General features: G+C 71.7%; 14 protein-coding genes. 6 read left to right on the forward strand and 8 right to left on the reverse strand.

Translation table 11 applies throughout. The annotated features are described in order from the left end of the window. Nucleotides 1-31: 31 nt before the first annotated feature. The gene (locus ACFXJ5_RS12555; RefSeq protein WP_384630317.1) at nucleotides 32-3340 is read right to left on the reverse strand and encodes a S41 family peptidase; all 3309 of its coding nucleotides are present in this window, start codon (nucleotides 3338-3340) and stop codon (nucleotides 32-34) included. 44 nt (nucleotides 3341-3384) lie between these two features. Then, entirely contained in the window at nucleotides 3385-4161 is a 777-nt protein-coding gene (locus ACFXJ5_RS12560) for an SDR family NAD(P)-dependent oxidoreductase (protein ID WP_384630318.1), read from the reverse strand. Nucleotides 4162-4305: 144 nt separating this feature from the next. On the opposite strand from ACFXJ5_RS12560, the gene ACFXJ5_RS12565 reads away from it, so the two are divergent. After that, nucleotides 4306-5682, forward strand: a complete 1377-nt coding sequence (locus ACFXJ5_RS12565; RefSeq protein ID WP_384630319.1) for a glycoside hydrolase family 43 protein — start codon at nucleotides 4306-4308, stop codon at nucleotides 5680-5682. Between the two features lie 12 nt (nucleotides 5683-5694). On the opposite strand, the gene ACFXJ5_RS12570 is transcribed toward ACFXJ5_RS12565, so the two are convergent. From ACFXJ5_RS12570 to ACFXJ5_RS12580, 3 genes are all read right to left on the reverse strand, one after another. Further along, nucleotides 5695-6867 carry a serine hydrolase domain-containing protein gene (locus ACFXJ5_RS12570; RefSeq protein ID WP_384630320.1) on the reverse strand — a complete coding sequence of 391 codons (1173 nt, stop codon included), beginning with the start codon at nucleotides 6865-6867 and terminating at the stop codon, nucleotides 5695-5697. A gap of 103 nt (nucleotides 6868-6970) precedes the next feature. Further along, the gene (locus ACFXJ5_RS12575; protein WP_384630321.1) at nucleotides 6971-8770 is read right to left on the reverse strand and encodes a glycoside hydrolase family 6 protein; all 1800 of its coding nucleotides are present in this window, start codon (nucleotides 8768-8770) and stop codon (nucleotides 6971-6973) included. A 418-nt stretch (nucleotides 8771-9188) separates the two neighbouring features. Beyond that, nucleotides 9189-10847, reverse strand: a complete 1659-nt coding sequence (locus ACFXJ5_RS12580; protein WP_384630322.1) for an FAD-binding dehydrogenase — start codon at nucleotides 10845-10847, stop codon at nucleotides 9189-9191. Nucleotides 10848-11097: 250 nt separating this feature from the next. Between ACFXJ5_RS12580 and ACFXJ5_RS12585 the strand changes: the two genes are divergently transcribed. Next, complete coding sequence (locus tag ACFXJ5_RS12585; protein ID WP_384630323.1) at nucleotides 11098-12111, forward strand: ATP-grasp domain-containing protein; 1014 nt, start codon at nucleotides 11098-11100, stop codon at nucleotides 12109-12111. Nucleotides 12112-12188: 77 nt separating this feature from the next. Here ACFXJ5_RS12585 and ACFXJ5_RS12590 read toward each other — a convergent pair whose 3' ends face one another. The 3 genes from ACFXJ5_RS12590 to ACFXJ5_RS12600 all read right to left on the reverse strand — a co-directional run bounded on the left by ACFXJ5_RS12590 (nucleotide 12189) and on the right by ACFXJ5_RS12600 (nucleotide 15202). Beyond that, nucleotides 12189-13034 carry an EamA family transporter gene (locus ACFXJ5_RS12590; protein ID WP_384630324.1) on the reverse strand — a complete coding sequence of 282 codons (846 nt, stop codon included), beginning with the start codon at nucleotides 13032-13034 and terminating at the stop codon, nucleotides 12189-12191. Beyond that, nucleotides 13031-13522 (reverse strand): YbaK/EbsC family protein, encoded by a 492-nt coding sequence (locus ACFXJ5_RS12595; protein ID WP_384630325.1) that lies wholly within the window; start codon nucleotides 13520-13522, stop codon nucleotides 13031-13033. Before ACFXJ5_RS12595 ends, ACFXJ5_RS12590 begins: the two co-directional genes overlap by 4 nt. 66 nt (nucleotides 13523-13588) lie before the next feature. After that, the gene (locus ACFXJ5_RS12600; RefSeq protein ID WP_384630326.1) at nucleotides 13589-15202 is read right to left on the reverse strand and encodes a penicillin-binding transpeptidase domain-containing protein; all 1614 of its coding nucleotides are present in this window, start codon (nucleotides 15200-15202) and stop codon (nucleotides 13589-13591) included. Nucleotides 15203-15355: 153 nt separating this feature from the next. On the opposite strand from ACFXJ5_RS12600, the gene ACFXJ5_RS12605 reads away from it, so the two are divergent. The 4 genes from ACFXJ5_RS12605 to ACFXJ5_RS12620 all read left to right on the forward strand — a co-directional run bounded on the left by ACFXJ5_RS12605 (nucleotide 15356) and on the right by ACFXJ5_RS12620 (nucleotide 17620). Continuing rightward, nucleotides 15356-15889 carry a GNAT family N-acetyltransferase gene (locus ACFXJ5_RS12605; protein WP_384630327.1) on the forward strand — a complete coding sequence of 178 codons (534 nt, stop codon included), beginning with the start codon at nucleotides 15356-15358 and terminating at the stop codon, nucleotides 15887-15889. Then, a complete protein-coding gene (locus ACFXJ5_RS12610) occupies nucleotides 15886-16362 on the forward strand; it encodes a DinB family protein (RefSeq protein WP_384630328.1) in 477 nt (158 codons plus the stop codon). The genes ACFXJ5_RS12605 and ACFXJ5_RS12610 overlap by 4 nt, the downstream gene beginning before the upstream one ends. Before the next feature lie 83 nt (nucleotides 16363-16445). Next, nucleotides 16446-17312 carry a patatin-like phospholipase family protein gene (locus ACFXJ5_RS12615; RefSeq protein WP_384630329.1) on the forward strand — a complete coding sequence of 289 codons (867 nt, stop codon included), beginning with the start codon at nucleotides 16446-16448 and terminating at the stop codon, nucleotides 17310-17312. A gap of 83 nt (nucleotides 17313-17395) precedes the next feature. Then, on the forward strand, nucleotides 17396-17620 hold the full coding sequence (locus tag ACFXJ5_RS12620) for a hypothetical protein (protein WP_384630330.1): 225 nt from the start codon (nucleotides 17396-17398) through the stop codon (nucleotides 17618-17620). Nucleotides 17621-17720: the final 100 nt, after the last annotated feature.

A 17720-nucleotide genomic window follows, 5' to 3' on the forward strand; every position in this document is an offset into this window, starting at 1 on the left:
CGCGCCCCTTCCCGCGGGTTCAGGGGCGTGTTCAGGAACGCGGGGGGAGCGGCGGGCGGCGGCGGTCCGGGCGGTCGGAGAGGTCGGGCGGGGTGGAGGCGGGGTGCTTCTCCAGCAGGTCGAGCGCTGTGCGGACGGCGACGTCCATCTCGATGTGGCGGCCCTCCGCCCAGTCCAACGGCGTGCGCAGGGAGGGGATGTCGGGCTCGACGCCGTAGTTCTCGACGGACCAGCCGTACGCGTCGAACCAGGCCGCGTTCATCGGGACCGTGATGATCGTGCCGTCGCCGAGCTTGTGGCGGCCGGTCATGCCGACGACGCCGCCCCACGTTCGCGTACCGACGACCGGGCCGAGGCTGAGGAGCCGGAAGGCGGCGGTGATCATGTCGCCGTCGCTGGACGTAGCTTCGTCGCAGAGTCCGACGATGGGTCCGCGCGGGGCGTTGCTCGCGTAGGAGACGGGCTCGGCGTTGCGCGTGTGGTCCCAGCCGAGGATCTTGCGGGTGAGCTTCTCTATGACCAGCTCGCTGATGTGGCCGCCCGCGTTGCCGCGCACGTCGACGATGAGCGCGGGGAGGGCGACTTCCATCCGCAGGTCGCGGTTGAACTGGGCCCAGCCCGAGCCGCCCAGGTCGGGGATGTGGAGGTAGCCGCACTGGCCGTCGCTCATCTCCCGTACCACCTCGCGGCGTTTGGCGACCCAGTCCTGGTAGCGCAGCGGCCGTTCGTCGATGAGCGGGACGACGGCGACCCGGCGGGGCGGCCCCTCGGCGGAGGCGAAGGTCAGCTCGACCGTCGTACCGCCCGCCGCGGCGAGCAGCGGGGCCGGGCCGGCGACGGGGTCGACCGGGCGGCCGTCGACATGGGTGAGGGCGGCGCCCTCGCGGATACCGGTGCCGGCCAGCGGGGAGCGGGCCTTGGAGTCGGAGGACTCGCCGGGCAGGATGCGCGACACGACCCACGAACCGTCCTTGGTATGCGTGAAGTTGGCGCCGAGCAGCCCGATGGGACGCTGGTAGTGAGCCGGTCCCTCGTTGCGCCGGGCCGGTGACACGTACGCGTGGGACGTGCCCAGCTCGCCGAGCACCTCGCGGAGCAGGTCGGCGAACTCGTCCGGGGACGCGACCCGTTCGACCAGCGGGCGGTACTGGGCCAGGACGGCCGGCCAGTCGATCCCGCACATGTCGGGGGCCCAGAAGTAGTCGCGGATGATGCGGCCCGCCTCGTCGAAGGACTGCCGCCACTCCGCGGCCGGGTCGGCGTCGTGGAGGATGCGGCGCATGTCGATGTAGACCGTCGAGTCGAGATCGCCGAGCTCGTTGGCGGGGACGGCGGTCAGTTCCCCGTCGTCGTACACGACCAGGCGCGAGCCGTCGCCGCTCACCCGGTACCAGTCCATGTGGTGGACCAGCTCGGTCCGCTTGGACTTGGCCAGGTCGAAGAACTCCAGGCTCGGCCGGGCCGACGGGTCGGCCGGGTTGACGAAGGTCTCGCCCAGCGCGCCCGAGATCGGCCAGCGCAGCCACACGACACCGCCGCGTACGGGTTCGAGCGACGAGTACTTCGACGCCGGCACCGGGAAGGGTGTCACCCGGCTCGGCAGGCCCTCCGCCTCCACCGCGACCGGCCCGCTGCCGGTCTCGACCGGGTCGAGGCCGCCGACGGCCGGGCGGCCCTCGACGGGGAGCGCGAACGGCGACGGCGTCGCGGAGTTGAGCGGTACGAGGTAGGGGCGGCAGCCCAGCGGGAAGGACAGGTCGCCGGTGTGGACGTCGTACACCGGGTCGAAGCCGCGCCAGGACAGGAAGGCGAGATAGCGGCCGTCGCGGGTGAAGACGGGCTGCTCGTCCTCGAAGCGGCCGTTCGTCACGTCGATGACGGTGCGGTCCGCGAGCTTCGCGATCCTGATCATGCGCAGCGAGCGGCCGATCCCCGGGTGCGACCATGCCAGCCACGCCGAGTCCGGCGAGAACGCCAGGTCCCGGACCGGGCCGTTCGTGGACCGGGCCAGTTCCGTCACCTCGCCCTTGCCGTCCTCGACGGCGGCATCCACGAGCAGCAGCCGCCCGTCGTTCGCCGCCACGGCGAGCGTCTCCCCGTCCGGCGTCGAGATCAGCTCATGGACCCGGCCGAGCTTGCCGACCGCCAGCCGCCGCCCCCCGCTGCCGCAGGGTGGCCGGGTCGGCTCGCCGGTGGCCGCGTCGGCCGCCGGTTCCGCGGCCTGCTCCGGCTGGACTGCCGCCCGCCCCGGCAGGTCGGCGATCTCGATCGCGTCCTCGCCCTCGGCGTCCGTGACGAAGGCGATGCGCCCGGTCTCGCCCAGCATCTCCGGGAGCCGGATGCGGGCGCCGGGCTCGTCGGCGATCGTCCGGGCCGGCCCGTCCCGGTGGGTCAGCCAGTAGAGGCTGCCGCGTACGCAGACCGCGCTGGCCCGGCCCGTACGGTCACAGGCGACCGTGTCCAGATGCGAGGCGGCCGGCACCTGGTACGGGCGCCGCCCGGCCCGCGGGCCGCCCAGCCGGACGTCGAGCCGGCGGGGGAGGGCGGCCGGGTCGGCGAGGTCGTCGACGAGCCAGATCTCCCCCGCGCACTGGTAGACGACGCGGTTGCCGTCGGTGGCCGCGCTGCGTGCGTAGAAGTCGGCGTGGTCGGTATGGCGTCGTACGTCCGAGCCGTCGGCCGCGCACGAGTACAGATTCCCCACGCCCTCGTGGTCGGACAGGAAGGCGATCCGGTCGCCCACGAACATCGGCGACTCCATATGCCCGTCGAGGTCCGGCACCAGCCTCTCCCCGTGCAACCACAGCCGCCCCGTCGCCCCGCCCCGGTACCGCTTCCATGCGGCGGGCTCGTGCGGCGGGGTTCCGCTGAGGAGAAGGGTGCGGTGCTCGCCGTCCACATCACGTACGGCGATGTCCGAAACCGGACCCCACGGCAGCCGGCCGCCGGGGCTGCCGTCGGTGGGGACGTTGTACGCCCAGGAGAAGTACGAGAACGGCTGGCCGTGCGAGGAGACGGCGAGGATCTGGCCGTCCGGATTCCAGCCCCGTACGCGCGTGTCGAAGCTGCCCCAGTACGTCAGCCGGCGCGCCGGCCCCCCGTCCACCGGCGCGAGGTGGATCTCCGGGTCCAGGCTCCGCCAGTTCGTGAACGCGATCGCGGCACCGTCCGGCGAGAACCGCGGGTGCCCGACCCGCGTCCGGTCCGCTGTGATCCGCCACGCACGGCCGGGCGACGCCCCGGGCGGCCCGAGCGGGGCGACCCAGATGTCGTCCTCGGCGGCGAAGCACAACAGATCGCCGTGGACATGCGGAAACCGGAGATACGCGGCGTCGCTCACCTAACCCATGGTTCGCGGCTCCACAGCCCCGGGCAACTCGGCCGCTACGACAGGACCCGCCGGGCCATGGCGCTCGTGCTCAGGATGCCGCCGTCCACGGGAAGGGTGATGCCGGTGATCCATGCGGCGTCCGGGGAGGCGAGGAAGGCGACGGCGGCCGCGATGTCCTCGGGCTCGCCGACCCGGCCGAGGGGGTAGACGGGCGCGAGGCGGTCGAGTTGGTCGTCGCGGCCGGCCCAGGCGGGGGTGCGGATGGTGCCGGGGGCCACCAGGTTGACGCGGACGCCGCGCGGTGCCGCGTGGGCGGACAACGTACGGGTGAGGCTGGCAAGGCCGGCCTTGGCGGCGCTGTAGGCGTGGTTGCCGAAGTCGATGATGCCGTTGACGGAGCCGATGTTGACGACGGAGCCACGGCCGCCCGCCGCGGCCAGACGGGGCAGGGCCGCGCGGGCGCACCGCATGGCGCCGGTGAGGGTGACCTCGATGTCCTCGTACCAGGTGTCGTCGGGCTGGTCCTCGAAGCGCGGCTCGTCCGGATGGCAGGCGCAGGCGTTGTTGACCAGCACGTCGAGGCCACCGAAGCGCTCGGCCGCGTACGCCACGGCGGCCTCCACGGCCGTACGGTCCGTGACGTCGCAGGCCAGCGCCTCAGCCGTACCGCCGCGCTGACGGACGGCGGCGGCCGCCCCCTCCGCGCGGGCGCCGTCCCGGTCGGTGACGAGAACCCTGGCGCCCTCCGCCGCGAAGCGGTGCGCCGTGGCGGCGCCGATGCCCTGGCCGGCGCCGGTGATCAGTACGGCGTATCCGTCGAACCTGCTCATGACGTTGCCCTTCCCGAAAGTTTCGCCCGGGGCCTGCCTGCCCCAGTCGCGTCCAAGTGATTGACGGGTCCATGACGCACGTCTACGTTCTGACCGGCTTTACGAACGTCGTTCGTAATATCGAACATGCGAAAGGGACTCAGCATGCGCGATCGTCGATGGCACCTCCTTCTCTCGCTCGCCCTGGCACTCGCTTTGAACGTCTTCACCGGAGCCCTGGCCTCCACACCCGCGGCAGCCGCTTCCTCCGCGTACGTCATGGCCTACTTCACCGAGTCGCCCAACGGGAACGGCAGCAACTACGGCCTGCACCTCGCCGTCAGTACCGACTCCCTGAAGTGGACCCCGCTCAACCAGAACGCCCCGGTCGTCACGCCCACCGCGGGCACCGGGGGCCTGCGGGATCCGTTCGTCCTGCGCCGCCAGGACGGCACCCTCACCGTGCTCGCCACCGACCTGAACGGCACCGACTGGACCCAGGCCAATCAGTACATCCACGTCTGGAACACCAACGGGCTGACGGGCTTCAGCGACTACCACCGGCTCAAGCTGCACGACATGGACACCCATAGCTGGGCCCCAGAAGCCTTCTGGGACGCCTCGCGCAGCGCGTACGCGATCATCTACTCGGCCGTGTACGGCGGCCATAACGTGATCATGGTCGACTACACCACCGACTTCGTGACCGTCTCCGCCCCGCAGGTCTTCTTCGACCCGGGCTACGACGTCATCGACGCAGACGTGGCCGTCGGCGTGAACGGCGTGAACTACCTCTACTTCAAGAGCAGTTCGGCCCAGGCGCTGGTGGGCGCACGGTCCACGTCCCTCGACCCGGGCAGCTTCAGCATCTACACCGCCGGCGTCGCCCACGGCGGCACCGAGGCGCCGATCCTCGTCAAGGACCCCACCGGCAACGGCTACTACCTGTGGGGCGACACGTACACCCCCAACGGCGTCTTCTACGCCTGGCACACCACCGACCTGTCCACCGACAGCTGGACGGCCGTGGACCAGCGCGCGTACACCCAGCCGCTGAACTCCAAGCACGCCTCGATCCAGCCGATCAGCACCGCGGAGTACAACACCCTGGTCTCCACCTGGGGGACCCCGACCTGGAACCGGCTGAAGTCCTATAACTACCCGGCCCGTTACGTCCGGCACTCCAACTTCGTCGGCCGGATCGACGCCTACCCCTTCGACCCCTACCTCGACTCCGAGTGGAAGATCGTCGCCGGCCTCGCCGACTCCTCGGGAGTGTCCTTCGAATCGGTGAACTACCCGGGCCGCTATCTGCGGCACTACAACTACGCGATCCAACTCGACACCGACGACGGGACGACGACCTTCGCGCAGGACGCCACCTTCTACAAGGTGAGCGGACTGGCCGACTCCTCGTACAGCTCGTTCCGGTCGTACAACAACCCGACGTACTACCTCAGGCACAGCAACTACGTCCTGCGCATCGACCCCGTCTCCACAGCCACCGACCGCTCGGACGCCACCTTCCAGGTCGGCTACTGAGCCGGTCCGCAGCTACAGGCACCCCCGCACCGCGCGCACCAGCGCCTGGGCGCGGGGGTCCGCCGTGACATTGCGCTGCATGCCGTTGGTGACGTAGCCGAAGCCGATGCCCGCCTCCGGGTCGGCGAAGGCGAGGGAGCCGCCGCGGCCGGGGTGGCCGAAGGAGCTGGGGGAGAGGAAGGGGGAGGCGGGGCCGTGCAGCATGTAGCCGAGGCCGAAGCGGGTGCTGACGATCAGGACCCGGTCCGGGCCGTCCGACTCGAGGGTGCGGGCGGCGGTGAGCGTGGCCGGGGCGAAAAGTTTGCGGCCGCCTTCCGATACGTCCCCGACGAGGGCGGCGTAGAAGCGGGCCAGCGAGCCGGCGGTGGCGACACCGGCGGAGGCGGCCAGCTCGGCGCCACGATAGGCGGGGTCGTTCTCGTCGGGCCGCGGGTCGATGACGCCGAAGGCCCGCCGGGTGAGCGAGCCCGGGTCGGCGTAGGCGTCGGCGACCGCGCGCTTGGGCCTGGCCTTCAGCCCCTGCCCGGCCGGGGCGGGCGGCGGCTCGACGGGGGCGAGGCGGCCGACGCGGTGCGCCTGCTCCGGCGGCAGGCCGATCCACAGGTCCAGGCCGCCGAGCGGACGGGCGATCTCCTGCTCGACGAACCGGCCTATGGAGCGGCCGCTCGCCCGCAGCACCAGCTCCCCGAGCAGCCAGCTGTACGTCACGGCGTGGTACCCGTGGTCCGTGCCCGGCGCCCACAGCGGCGTCTGCGCGGCCACCGCACGCACCCCGCTGACCCCGTCCACCGCCTGCGCGGGCGTCAGCGGCGTGTCCAGTGCCGGCACGGCGGCCCGGTGCGCCAGCGCGTCCCGTACGGTGACCCGCTCCTTGCCGTGCGCCTTGAACTCCGGCCAGTACGAGCCCACCGGCGCGTCCAGGTCCAGCTGCCCGCGCTGGTGCAGCAGGAGCAGGCAGGCGGCGGCCACCCCCTTCGTGGCGGACCGGACGACCTGCGCGGTGTCCTGCTCCCACGGCGCCGTGCCCTCCGGGTCCGCGAGCCCGGCGTACAGGTCCACGACCTTCCGGCCGTCCCGGTACAGGGCCACGGCGGCGCCCCGCTCGCCCAGCGCCTCGAAATTGCGTACAAACGCATCCCGGACCGGCTCGAACCCGTCCGCCACCGTCCCGTGGACGTCCACCATGTCCCCGTGCTCCTGCCCTCGCCGACTCCCTCCATGGTGCACGCACGGCCCCCGGCGCAGGCGCCGGGGGCCGTGACAGTCGCGTAAACCGTGCGGGACCGGCCTAGAGCGCCGGGTACGCGTTCTTCAGCAGCTCCTGGAACTGGGCGGAGAACCAGTGACCGGACAGCGGTGCGTTGGCGAGGGCGCCGGTGAGGTTGTTGCCGTTGCGGGCGTTGCCGGTGTACGTCGGGTCGCACATCCGGTCGAAGCCCTTGCCCTCGTCGTTGGCGATGGCCGTGCTGGAGCCGTCGGACTCGCCGGGCGGCTTGGCCCAGACGTACGCGTCGATGCCAGCGGCGGGGGCGGCCTTCGGCCGTTCGCCGAGCCCGGCGCCGGACTGGTTGCACCAGTTCCCGGCGTGGATGCGGCGGTCGACGCGGCCCCCGTCGACGTAGGCGTCCACGCTGGTGGTGGGGCCGGCGGCGGTGGGCCGGGCGGTGCCGCCCCAGCCGTTGCGGGAGGTGTCGATGAGCATGCCGATGGTGGAGTTGAAGCCGGTCGTGACCAGCTGCGCGCGCAGCGCCTGGGCGTACGAAAGCTCGTCGACGTACTGGTTCCAGTCCACCCACTTCGACTGGCGCACGGTCGTGCCGTTCACGGAGTCGGTGACCTTGAAGTACGGCTCCTGCAGGGCGCTGTAGTTCGCCGTGTTGGTGATGAAGCCGGTCACGTCGTTGACGGTGGCGCCGGAGGTGGTGGCGGCCTTGTAGAACTCCTGCGCGGCGGGCGCGAAGTTGGAGTCCCAGCCGAGCCAGCCGTGGTGGGCGGCGTCGATGTAGTTGTAGACGTTGGCGACCGCGCCGAGGGTGTGCAGCGCGTAGCCGACGCCCTTCTCGTAGTTGCCGTTGGCCTTCATCGTCTCGCAGGCGGTGGTGGAGCCCGCGGTGCCGCCGGCGTTGGTGACCAGGTTGGGCAGCGAGTCGGGCTCGATGATGGTCACGATGCGCAGGCCGCTGTACTTGGCGTCGGCCAGGATCGCCGCGATCGGGTCGATGTACTCCGTCTCGTACCGGCCGATCTCGGTGGCGCCCAGCTCGCCGTTCGAGGCGAGGGCCGCGCAGTCACGGCCGGGCAGGTCGTAGATGACCAGCTGGACCACCTCGTCCTTCCCGCTCACCTTCTGCGCCAGCGCCGCGTCGAGGTGGTCGCGCAGACCCATCCCGCCACTGACGCCCGCGATGGCGGCGATCCGGTCCAGCCAGACGGCCGTCGGCTGGCTCGATATCGCGCTGCCGCCGGGCTCTGCGGCCGCCTTGGCGGACCACTCCGGGTTCACGTAGACGTTGGCGCCGGCGTAGGGGTTATCGGCCTTCGCGCCGGTGGTGGGGGTGGGGGTGGGCGTGGGTGTGGGTGTCGGGGTGGGCGTGGGGGTTGGGCTTGGCGTCGGGGTGGGGGTCGGCGTGGGGGTGGACGTACCGCCGCCGGTGCCGCAGGCGACGCCGTTGAGGGTGAAGGCGGTCGGTGAGGCGTTCGTACCGCTGTACGTGGCGTTGAAGCCGAAGTTCGCCGAGCCGCCGGTCGCCAGGGCGGCGTTCCAGGACAGGCTCTTGGCCGAGACGGCCGTACCGCTCTGGGTGAGGTCGGTGCTCCAGTAATTGGATACCTTCTGGTCGCCGCCGAAGGCCCAGTTCAGCTCCCATGCGCTCACCGCGGGGCCGGTGTTGGTGACCGTGACGGCGGCCGTGAAGCCGGTGCTCCACTGGTTCTGCACCGTGTACGCGACCGTGCAGCCGGCGGTGGCCGCCGAGGCCGTGGTGGTGAACGCGGCGCCGGTGCCCGCGGCGACGACCAGCATCGCGCCTGCGGCTAACGCCGCCGACCGGCGTCGTGGGGGTGGGGGTGCGGTGGATGCGCTTCTCATGTGACTGCCTCCGTGCGGTGAAGGGAGTTGTGCCGGAGTACGTGATTCAGTTACATGCCCTTAATGATGGGAGCGCTCCCATGGTTAGGGTGTGTCCCGCCCATGTCAATGCCTCGCGCTGCGCGGGCTTGCCCGGGGCGCGTTCGGTTCGTGGGTGGGTCGGGGGCGTGTCGGGGTGGGTCCTATGAGACAGCTATCCTCGCCCGCCCTGTTCCTCGCTCGCTCGGAACTGGGCGTTCTGCGTCGCCTTAGCGTCTCTACGGACCCACCCCGCCCCGCCCCCTCCGGTTCCGATGGCGGCTGCGGGTTGGTGGGGGTTGTTCCCGTCCCCCATGTCACTGGCCCGGGCCACGCGTCCGTGCCCACCCGGCACCCCGGGCCATGGAGGGGTGTATGGGCCGGGCCAACATCCAGGGGCCTATCCGGTGCAGGCGGCGGCGGCCGCCCGCCCTGCTGCGCGGCCGGAGAAGATGCAGCCGCCGAGGAAGGTGCCCTCGAGGGAGCGGTAGCCGTGGACGCCGCCGCCGCCGAAGCCGGCGGCTTCGCCGGCGGCGTAGAGGCCGGGGAGGGGGGTGCCGTCGGCGGTGAGGACGCGCGAGTCGAGGTCGGTCTCGAGGCCGCCGAGGGACTTGCGGGTGAGGATGTTGAGCCGGACGGCGATGAGGGGGCCGGCCTTGGGGTCGAGGATGCGGTGCGGGGTGGCGGTGCGGATCAGCTTGTCGCCGAGGTAGTTGCGGGCGCCGCGGATGGCGGTGACCTGGAGGTCCTTGGTGAAGGTGTTGGCGATCTCGCGGTCGCGGGCCTCGATCTCGCGGCGCAGTGCGGCCTCTTCGATGAGGGCGTCCTTGGTGATCGCGTTCATGCCGCGCACCAGGGACGCGAGGTCCTTCTCGACGACGAAGTCCACGCCGTGCTCCTTGAAGGCCTCGACCGGGCCGGGGGCGCCGGGAAGCGCGCGCTTGAGGACCGCGCGGACGCTCTTGCCGGTCAGGTCGGGGTTCTGCTCGGAGCCGGAGAGGGCGAACTCCTTCTCGATGATCTTCTGGGTGAGGACGAACCAGGTGTACTCGTAGCCCGTCGTCATGATGTGTTCGAGGGTCCCGAGCGTGTCGAAGCCCGGGAAGAGCGGCACCGGAAGCCGCTTGCCGGTGGCGTCCAGCCAGAGGGAGGACGGGCCGGGGAGGATGCGGATTCCATGGCGGGCCCAGATGGGGTTCCAGTTCTCGATGCCCTCGGTGTAGTGCCACATGCGGTCGCGGTTGATGTGGTGGGCGCCGGCCTCCTCGGCGATGCCGAGCATCAGCCCGTCCACGTGGGCCGGGACGCCGGACAGCAGCTTCTCCGGGGGTGTGCCGAGGCGGGCCGGCCAGCTCTGGCGTACGAGGTCGTGGTTGCCGCCGATGCCGCCGGAGGTGACGACGACGGCCTGCGCCGAGAGCTCGAAGTCGGAGGCGACCTCGCGGGAACTGGCCTGCCCGCGGTCCACGTCGCTGGGCACGAGGACCTCGCCGGTGATGCCGGTGACCGTACCGTCCGTCGTGGTCAGCGCGGTGACCCGGTGCCGGAAGCGCAACTCGACCCGGCCGCGCGCGACGGCCTCGCGTACCCGGTGGGCGAAGGGGGCGACGATGCCGGGGCCGGTACCCCAGGTGATGTGGAAGCGGGGCACCGAGTTGCCGGGGCCGGTGGCCAGGAAGCCGCCGCGCTCGGCCCAGCCGACGACGGGGAAGAACCGTACGCCGCGCTCGTGCAGCCAGTTGCGCTTCTCGCCGGCCGCGAAGTCGACGTACGCCTCGGCCCACTTGCGCGGCCAGTGGTCCTCGTCGCGGTCGAAGCCGGCGGTGCCCATCCAGTCCTGGAGGGCCAGTTCGCGGCTGTCCTTGATCCGCATCCGGCGCTGCTCGGGTGAGTCGACCAGGAACAGTCCGCCGAAGGACCAGAACGCCTGGCCGCCCATGGAGGCCTCCGGCTCCTGGTCCACCAGGATCACCTTGCGGCCCGCGTCGGCCAGTTCGGCGGTCGCGACCAGCCCGGCCAGGCCGGCTCCGACGACGATGACGTCCGCGTCCTGCGCCATGGATGTGCCGCCCTTCACCTTCGCGTGTGTGAACGAAAGAACGCTACGGTACCGGCCGGTAATCAGGCGAGAGTGCAGCCTTTCCCCACCGGGGTTGATGTTGAAACGTCACCGCAACGCAATGCCGCTAACATCACCCCTCACACCTGATCATGTCCGGCCGGCAGGCCGGCATGAGCCGCCCCGAGGGGAGCCCGCGATCGCCATACGCATTTGGCTCAGCAGTGCCGGAGTAGCCACCTCCGAAGTCATGCGAATGCTTCGCGACAACCCCGAAGCCGCGCCCGTCCGCATCTACGGCACCAACGTCGATCCCGGCGCCCCCGCGCTCATGGCTGCCGACACCGGGGAGGTCGAGCCCCGACGCGTCGCGAGCGACGACTACGCCGAATTCGCCCTCGACTTCGCGCGCCGGCACTCCATAGACGTGCTCATACCGCCCCGCCGCCTCGACGCCCTGGCCGCGCGCGTGGACGACTTCGCCGCGATCGGCACCAAGGTCATGTGCTCCCCGGCCGCCTCGATCGACATCCTGACCAGCAAGTCCCGTACGTACGAAGCCGCCCGCGCGGCCGGCATCCCGGTCCCCGACTGGCGGGTCGTATGTGACGCGGCCGGCCTGCGGCAGGCCGTGGCCGAGCTGTCGGCCGACGGGAGTTCGGTCTGCGTCAAGCCCGCCGGCGAGTACTCCGCCTTCGGCTTCCGGATCCTCGACGACAGTCCGCTCAGCCTCTCGGACCTGCTGGCCCCGCCCCGGCCGGTCGCCTCGGTCGCGGCCGTGGCCGACGCGCTGACCCGCGCCGAGGACGAGGGCGAGACGGTCCCCCAGCTCATGGTGATGCCCTACCTGGACGGCCCCGAGGTCAGCGTCGACTGCCTCTCCGCCCCCGGCGGCGGCCTCCTGACCGGCATCGCCCGCGCCAAGCAGGGCCGTTACCGCATCCTCCTCGACGACCCGGTCTATGTCGACATCGCGCGCCAGGTCGTCGACCACTTCGGCCTCGCCTACCTGTCGAACGTCCAGCTCCGCCACTGGCACGGCCGCCCGATGCTGCTCGAGGCCAACCCCCGTCCCTCGGCCGGCATCTTCCAGACCGCCTACACCGGCGTCAACCTCCCCTGGGCCGCCGTCCGGCTGCTGCTGTCCGGCTCCGCCGGCCCCCTTGCCGACCCCTGGCTCGGAGGCCGCATCGCCATCACGGAGACGGCGACCCCGGTCGTGGAACGGGTGCCGCTGGCTGTCGTACAGGAAAGCGTGGCGTAGGTCCGGCCCGCTCGGGGCGGGGCCTGCGGCCCCGCCCGCCCAGCGGTCAGCTCTGCCGAGCGGTCTTGCCGGGCCCCTCAACCGCTGTGCAACATCAGGCCGATACCCGCCACCACAAGCGCCGCCGCCACGATCCGGGGCCGTCCGAAGCGCTCCTTGAACAGGACCGCCCCGATCAGCGCGCCCGCGATGATCGACGTCTCGCGCAGCGCGGCGATCGGTGCCAGCTCCGCCCGCGTCTGGGCCCACAGGACAAGGCCGTACGCGAGGACGGACAGCGCTCCGCCCAGGAGTCCGCGCGCTGCCACCGGCCGTAGCTGGGGGAGCAGTTCACCGCGGCGCACAGCGAGCGCGGTCAGCGGAATCAGGGTGCCCTGGAGGAGGAGCAGCCAGGCGATGTAGCCGAGGGCGGTGCCGGAGGTGCGTACGCCGACGCCGTCCGTCACCGTGTAGGCGGCGATGGTCAGCCCCGTGCCGACCGCGGCGGCGACCGCCGGCCACTGCTTCCGTTTGCCGCGCATGCCCCACAGGGCGGCGCCGGCCAGGCCGACGGAGGCGACCAGGACGCCCGCCGTCTGCCAGGCGTCCGGGATCTCGCCGATGAAGACGGCGGCCAGGACGGTCACGACCAGGGGCGCGATGCCGCGCGCGATGGGGTAGACCTGCCCGAAGTCGCCCAGGCTGAAGGACTTCATCAGCAGATACTGGTACGCCATGTGAATCGCCACCGACGTGAGCAGATACGGCCACGCCCCGCCCGCCGGGAGCGGCGCGAAGGGCGCGATCGCCACCGCACAGAGCGCGCCGCCCGTGCCCACCAGGGTGAAGGCGATGAGCTGGTCCTTGATGCCGTGCGCGATGGCGTTCCAGGTGGCGTGCGTGACCGCCGCGACCAGGACGGCCGTGACGACGAGGGGCGTCACACGGCCCCGTCGCGCTCGCGCACATCGACGACCGTCGCCCCGGCGTGCCTGACCACCTCGCCCGGCGCCATCGGGAACACGGTGTGCGGCGTCCCGGCGGCCGCCCACACCGTCCCGTGCGCCAGCAGGCCCCGGTCGGCCAGCACCGTCGTCCGCGTACGGTGCCCGAAGGGCGGTACGCCGCCGATCGCGTACCCGGTCGTCGCCCGCACCAGGTCCGCGTCGGCCCGGCGCACGCGCGCGGCGCCCAACTCGGCCCGTACGAGCTCCGTGTCGACCCGCGAGGCGCCGTCCACCAGCACCAGCACCGGGGCGCCGTCCGCCTCGAAGATCAGCGACTTCACGATCTGGCCGAGCCCGCACCCGATCGCCTCCGCCGCCTGCGCGGCGGTGCGCGTGGCGTCCGGGAAGGCGCGTACGGGGACGTCGAGCCCCAGCGTCCGAAGGGCTTCGGCGAACTGCGGATGCGGCTGCGGCTGCGGTGACATGGGCCCGACGCTACTCAGGGACCCCTGTCACCGCCATCGACTTAGAGGCCGCGCACCGCAGGGCCGTTACGACGCCTTGAGGACCGACGCCACGATCGGCCCCGCCGAATCCCCGCCGTGGCCGCCCTGTTGGACGACCCCGGCCGCGGCGACGTCATCCCGGTAGGCGGTGAACCAGCCGTTCGGCTTGTCCTGGCCGCCGACCTCCGCCGAGCCGGTCTTCGCCCCGACGTACGTCCCGTACACGCCCCGCATCGCCGTCGCCGCCGTCCCGCTCTGCGCGGTCAGCCGCATCATCGACCGCAACTGCTGCGCGGCGGTCGACTTCAGTGAGCGCGAGGCCTTCGCGATCGTCCCGTCGATCAGCTTCGGGTCGACGATCACCGGCTGATGGAAGTAACCCGTGCGGGCGGTGGCGGCGATCGACGCCATGTTGAGCGGGTTCATCTCGATCTGGCCCTGCCCGATCATCTCGGCGGCCTTCTCGTCGCCGCTGCCGCCGGGCACGCTGCCGTCGAAGGTCGAGACGCCGGTGTTCCACTCCGGGCCGATGCCGAAGACGTCGCGGGCCTCGGTGGTGAGCGCGGAGTCGTCGATCTTGCCGGTCAGGGAGATGAAGGCGGTGTTGCACGACGAGGCGAAGTCGCCCGCGAAGGTCGCCGCCGTGTTCGACTCGTGCTCCACGTTGTGGAAGAGCTGCCCCTGGTCGTAGTTGGCCTGCGCCGGGCACGCCAGCGGCTCGTTCGGACTGGCGAGGCCCTTCTCCAGCAGCGTCGCCGCTGTCACGATCTTGAAGGTCGACCCCGGGGCCAGCTTGCCCTGCAGCGCGGTGTTGAAGCCGGTCGCGGGGTTGTTGGCCACCGCCAGGATCTTGCCCGTACTGGCCTGCAACGCCACCACCGACGAACTGGCCCGGTTCTTCACGGCCTTCTCCGCCGCCGCCTGCATCCCGGCGTCGAGCGTCGTCCGCAGCTTGCCGCCCTTGCCCTTGCTCAGGACGTGCAGGGTCTCGCCGGGGTCCCCGCCGTCATCCTTGTTGATCCACGTCTCGACGCCCGGCGTGCCGCCGAGCTGCGCTCCGTACCGGTCCCTCAGCTGCCCGAACACCACGCCCAGGGACGGGTAGTCGGCCGCATCCATGGCTTTGCCGTTGCGGTCGAGCACGTCCACCGGCGGAGCGCCCGCCACGCCCGTCTCCAGGTACTCGCCCGTCGTGAGCTTCGGGTGCACCACGGACGCCTGCCAGTCCACCAGCGCCCTCCCCGTCGTCAGCCCCCGGGTCACCGTCAGCGACGAGTCGTACGTCCACGTCGAGCGCTTGCCCTGGTACGACAACGTTGCCGTGACCTTGAACGGCACCTTGTCGCCCGCCGCCGTCCCCGCCGTCAGCTTCACGGCCGTCACGTGGGTCTTGTCCTGGTAGTCGGTCAGCGCGGTGTCCGCCGTCGTTGCGTCGTTCGTCAGCGCGGCCGCCGCCGTGTCGTCCCCCTTGGCCCAGGCGGCCAGGAAGTCCTTCGCCGCGGTCCGTACCTCGTCCGCCGTCACCGGCCCCGTCTGGATCGGCGCCGGTGAGTTCGAGCCGGCCAGGCCCTCGTACAGATTGAACGCCCCGTACCCCGCTGTCCCCACCATCGCGGCGAACACCCCGCCCACGATGCCTGTCTTCACCCCTCGGCGCATGGCACCGATCCCTCCCCGGACCCCATTTTTTTAGCCTGTTCAAAACGCTGCGATGCAAGCGCCCCCCATACACAACAGGAGGCGAACTGAGGAGCGAGGGGAAATCCGAAATCTCGGTTGAGCGCGAACCGGGCACTCTCTACCGTCCCGGACATGCCCCTACCCCTGCGCCCCGAGCGTCCCGCGGACCATCCAGCCGTACGCGACCTCCACCGCCGCGCCTTCGGCCCCGACCACGGCCCTGTCGTCGCCGCCCTCGCCGACGCCCTGCGCCCCGCTTCCGCTCTCTCCCTCGTAGCCGACGAGCAGGGACTGCCGGTGGGCCACATCATGTTCACCCCCGCCCTCCTCGACGCCCCCCGCCGCCTGGTGGACGTCCAGGTCCTCAGCCCCCTCGCCGTCTCCCCCGACCACCAGAAGCGCGGCATCGGCTCCGCCCTCGTCCGCCACGGCCTCGACGCCCTCGCCGAACGCGGCGCCCCCCTGGTCTTCCTGGAAGGCGACCCCGCCTACTACTCCCGCCTCGGCTTCACCCCCGGCGCCGAACTCGCCTTCCGCAAGCCCTCCCTCCGCATCCCCGACCCCGCCTTCCAGGTCCACCGCCTCCCCGCCCACGAACCCTGGATGACCGGCACCCTCGTCTACCCCCACACCTTCTGGCAGCACGACTGCGTAGGCCTCCGATGACCTGGCAGCCCCTGACCCTCACCCTCTTCCGCCGCATCCGCGCCGACCTCGTCGCCACCATCGACGCCCCCGGGCAACGCGTCTCCTGGCTCGCCTGGCACATCGCCCGAGGCCAGGACCGCAACCTCTCCGAACTCACCGCCCGCCCCCAACTCTGGCTCTCCGCCGCCTGGGCCACCCGCTTCTCCCGCCCCCCGGACCCGAACGACACCGGCTACGGCCACACCCCCACCCAAGCCGCCGCCTTCCGCAGCCCCTCCGTCGACCTCCTCCTCGCCTACCAGGCCGCCACCCACGCCCTCGCCGAGCACTACCTCTCCACCGCCCCCGACTCCGACCTCACCCGGCTCGTCCCAAGCCCCACCCTCCACAACACCCACACCGTCGAGGAACGCCTCGCCGGACTCATCCGCGAAGGGTTCGCCCACACCGGCCAGATGGCGCTCCTCGCCGACGGCCACGCCGCCGTCTGAGCGGGCCAAAAGGTGGTCACGCACCCGGAAATCAACCCGCATGGCGTTTCGTTGGACTGACGACCGGAACAGAGGGGGAAGCGATGTACTTAACGGACCGGGCACTTGTCCTGGGCGCCGGAGGCCTCGTCGGCATGGCCTGGACGGCGGGGCTGGCTCACGGGCTGCGCAGCGAAGGCGTGGATCTGGGCGCGGCCGACCTGACCGTGGGGACGTCGGCCGGCGCGATCGTCGCCTCGGTGCTCGCCAGCGGGCAGGACCCTGAACAGCTCGCGGCTTCGCCACGCGTCGCGGGCCCCCGGCCGCGGGTGGACGCAGGGCGGATGGGCGAGGCATTCGCCGTTCTCGGCGATCCCGGCCTGGAACCCGCCGAGGCCCGGCGCCGGGTGGGCCGGATCGGGCTGCGCGGCAACGATCCTTCTGCTGAACTGGCGTTGCTCGCCGGGCGCCGCGCCCTGATCGGCACGGACGCGTGGCCGGACCGGAAGCTGCTGATCACCGCCGTGGACGCCGACACCGGTGAGGCTGTGGTGTGGGACCGCGACAGCGGCGTGCCACTTGTACAGGCGGTGGCGGCGAGCAGCGCCTTCCCCGGGGCGGCACCTCCCGTCGCCGTTCGCGGCCGTTGGTACATGGACGGCGGCCTGCGGTCGGGTACCAACGCCGACCTCGCGGCCGGAGCCCGCACCCTCGTCGTCATCGAGCCGCTTGCGCACCTGTTCCCCCGTGAACCTCTCGAGCAGGAACTGGCGGTCGCCGGGGCGCACACCGTTGTGACCGTCGCCGCAGATCCGGCATCGGTGCGCGCTTTCGGCTCCGACCTCTTCGACCCGGCAGCCCGGGAAGCCTCCTACCAGGCGGGCCTTCGCCAGGCCGGTGACGTCGGCGGGCAGCTCCGCTCGGCCTGGCGCGCGAGCGCTCCCAGGGGGACGGCTCGCCGTCGTTCGTGATCCGAATTGTTGACGTGCTCCCTACAACGATGTGAAGATGTTCATGCTCCAGTCGAACATTTGAGCTTTTCGTGGAGGGGAACATGAACAAGCGCAGGGGCGCCTCGGTGCTCGTTGCCGTGGCCGCAACGCTTACGGGGATGTTCGCGCTCGCCGCTCCGGCGAACGCGAGTGTGCCGTACAAGGTGTATACGACCAGCGCGGCCTGCAAGACGGCCGGCCAGAACTTTGTCGATTCCGGTCAGGCCTACAAGTACACGTGTACCTGGGACAGCCCGGGCTACCTCCTGACGCTCTGGCTCGGCTGAGCTGCGGGACCCACACCCCGGAAACGGGCAGCGGGGGGGGGGCGGGGGCGTGTGGCAAGGGCCCCGGCCCAGGGCGACCCGCACCCACACAAGGCTGGCG

It is taken from the genome of Streptomyces sp. NPDC059373 (assembly GCF_042751495.1).
Lineage (GTDB): Bacteria > Actinomycetota > Actinomycetes > Streptomycetales > Streptomycetaceae > Actinacidiphila.

Coding starts and splice junctions, on each gene's coding strand:
- ACFXJ5_RS12560 (WP_384630318.1), bottom strand. CDS start 4,161: ATGAGCAGGTTCGACGGATACGCCGTACTGATCACCGGCGCCGGCCAG.
- ACFXJ5_RS12565 (WP_384630319.1), top strand. CDS start 4,306: ATGCGCGATCGTCGATGGCACCTCCTTCTCTCGCTCGCCCTGGCACTC.
- ACFXJ5_RS12570 (WP_384630320.1), bottom strand. CDS start 6,867: ATGGTGGACGTCCACGGGACGGTGGCGGACGGGTTCGAGCCGGTCCGG.
- ACFXJ5_RS12575 (WP_384630321.1), bottom strand. CDS start 8,770: ATGAGAAGCGCATCCACCGCACCCCCACCCCCACGACGCCGGTCGGCG.
- ACFXJ5_RS12580 (WP_384630322.1), bottom strand. CDS start 10,847: ATGGCGCAGGACGCGGACGTCATCGTCGTCGGAGCCGGCCTGGCCGGG.
- ACFXJ5_RS12585 (WP_384630323.1), top strand. CDS start 11,098: ATGCGAATGCTTCGCGACAACCCCGAAGCCGCGCCCGTCCGCATCTAC.
- ACFXJ5_RS12595 (WP_384630325.1), bottom strand. CDS start 13,522: ATGTCACCGCAGCCGCAGCCGCATCCGCAGTTCGCCGAAGCCCTTCGG.
- ACFXJ5_RS12600 (WP_384630326.1), bottom strand. CDS start 15,202: ATGCGCCGAGGGGTGAAGACAGGCATCGTGGGCGGGGTGTTCGCCGCG.
- ACFXJ5_RS12605 (WP_384630327.1), top strand. CDS start 15,356: ATGCCCCTACCCCTGCGCCCCGAGCGTCCCGCGGACCATCCAGCCGTA.
- ACFXJ5_RS12610 (WP_384630328.1), top strand. CDS start 15,886: ATGACCTGGCAGCCCCTGACCCTCACCCTCTTCCGCCGCATCCGCGCC.
- ACFXJ5_RS12615 (WP_384630329.1), top strand. CDS start 16,446: ATGTACTTAACGGACCGGGCACTTGTCCTGGGCGCCGGAGGCCTCGTC.
- ACFXJ5_RS12620 (WP_384630330.1), top strand. CDS start 17,396: ATGAACAAGCGCAGGGGCGCCTCGGTGCTCGTTGCCGTGGCCGCAACG.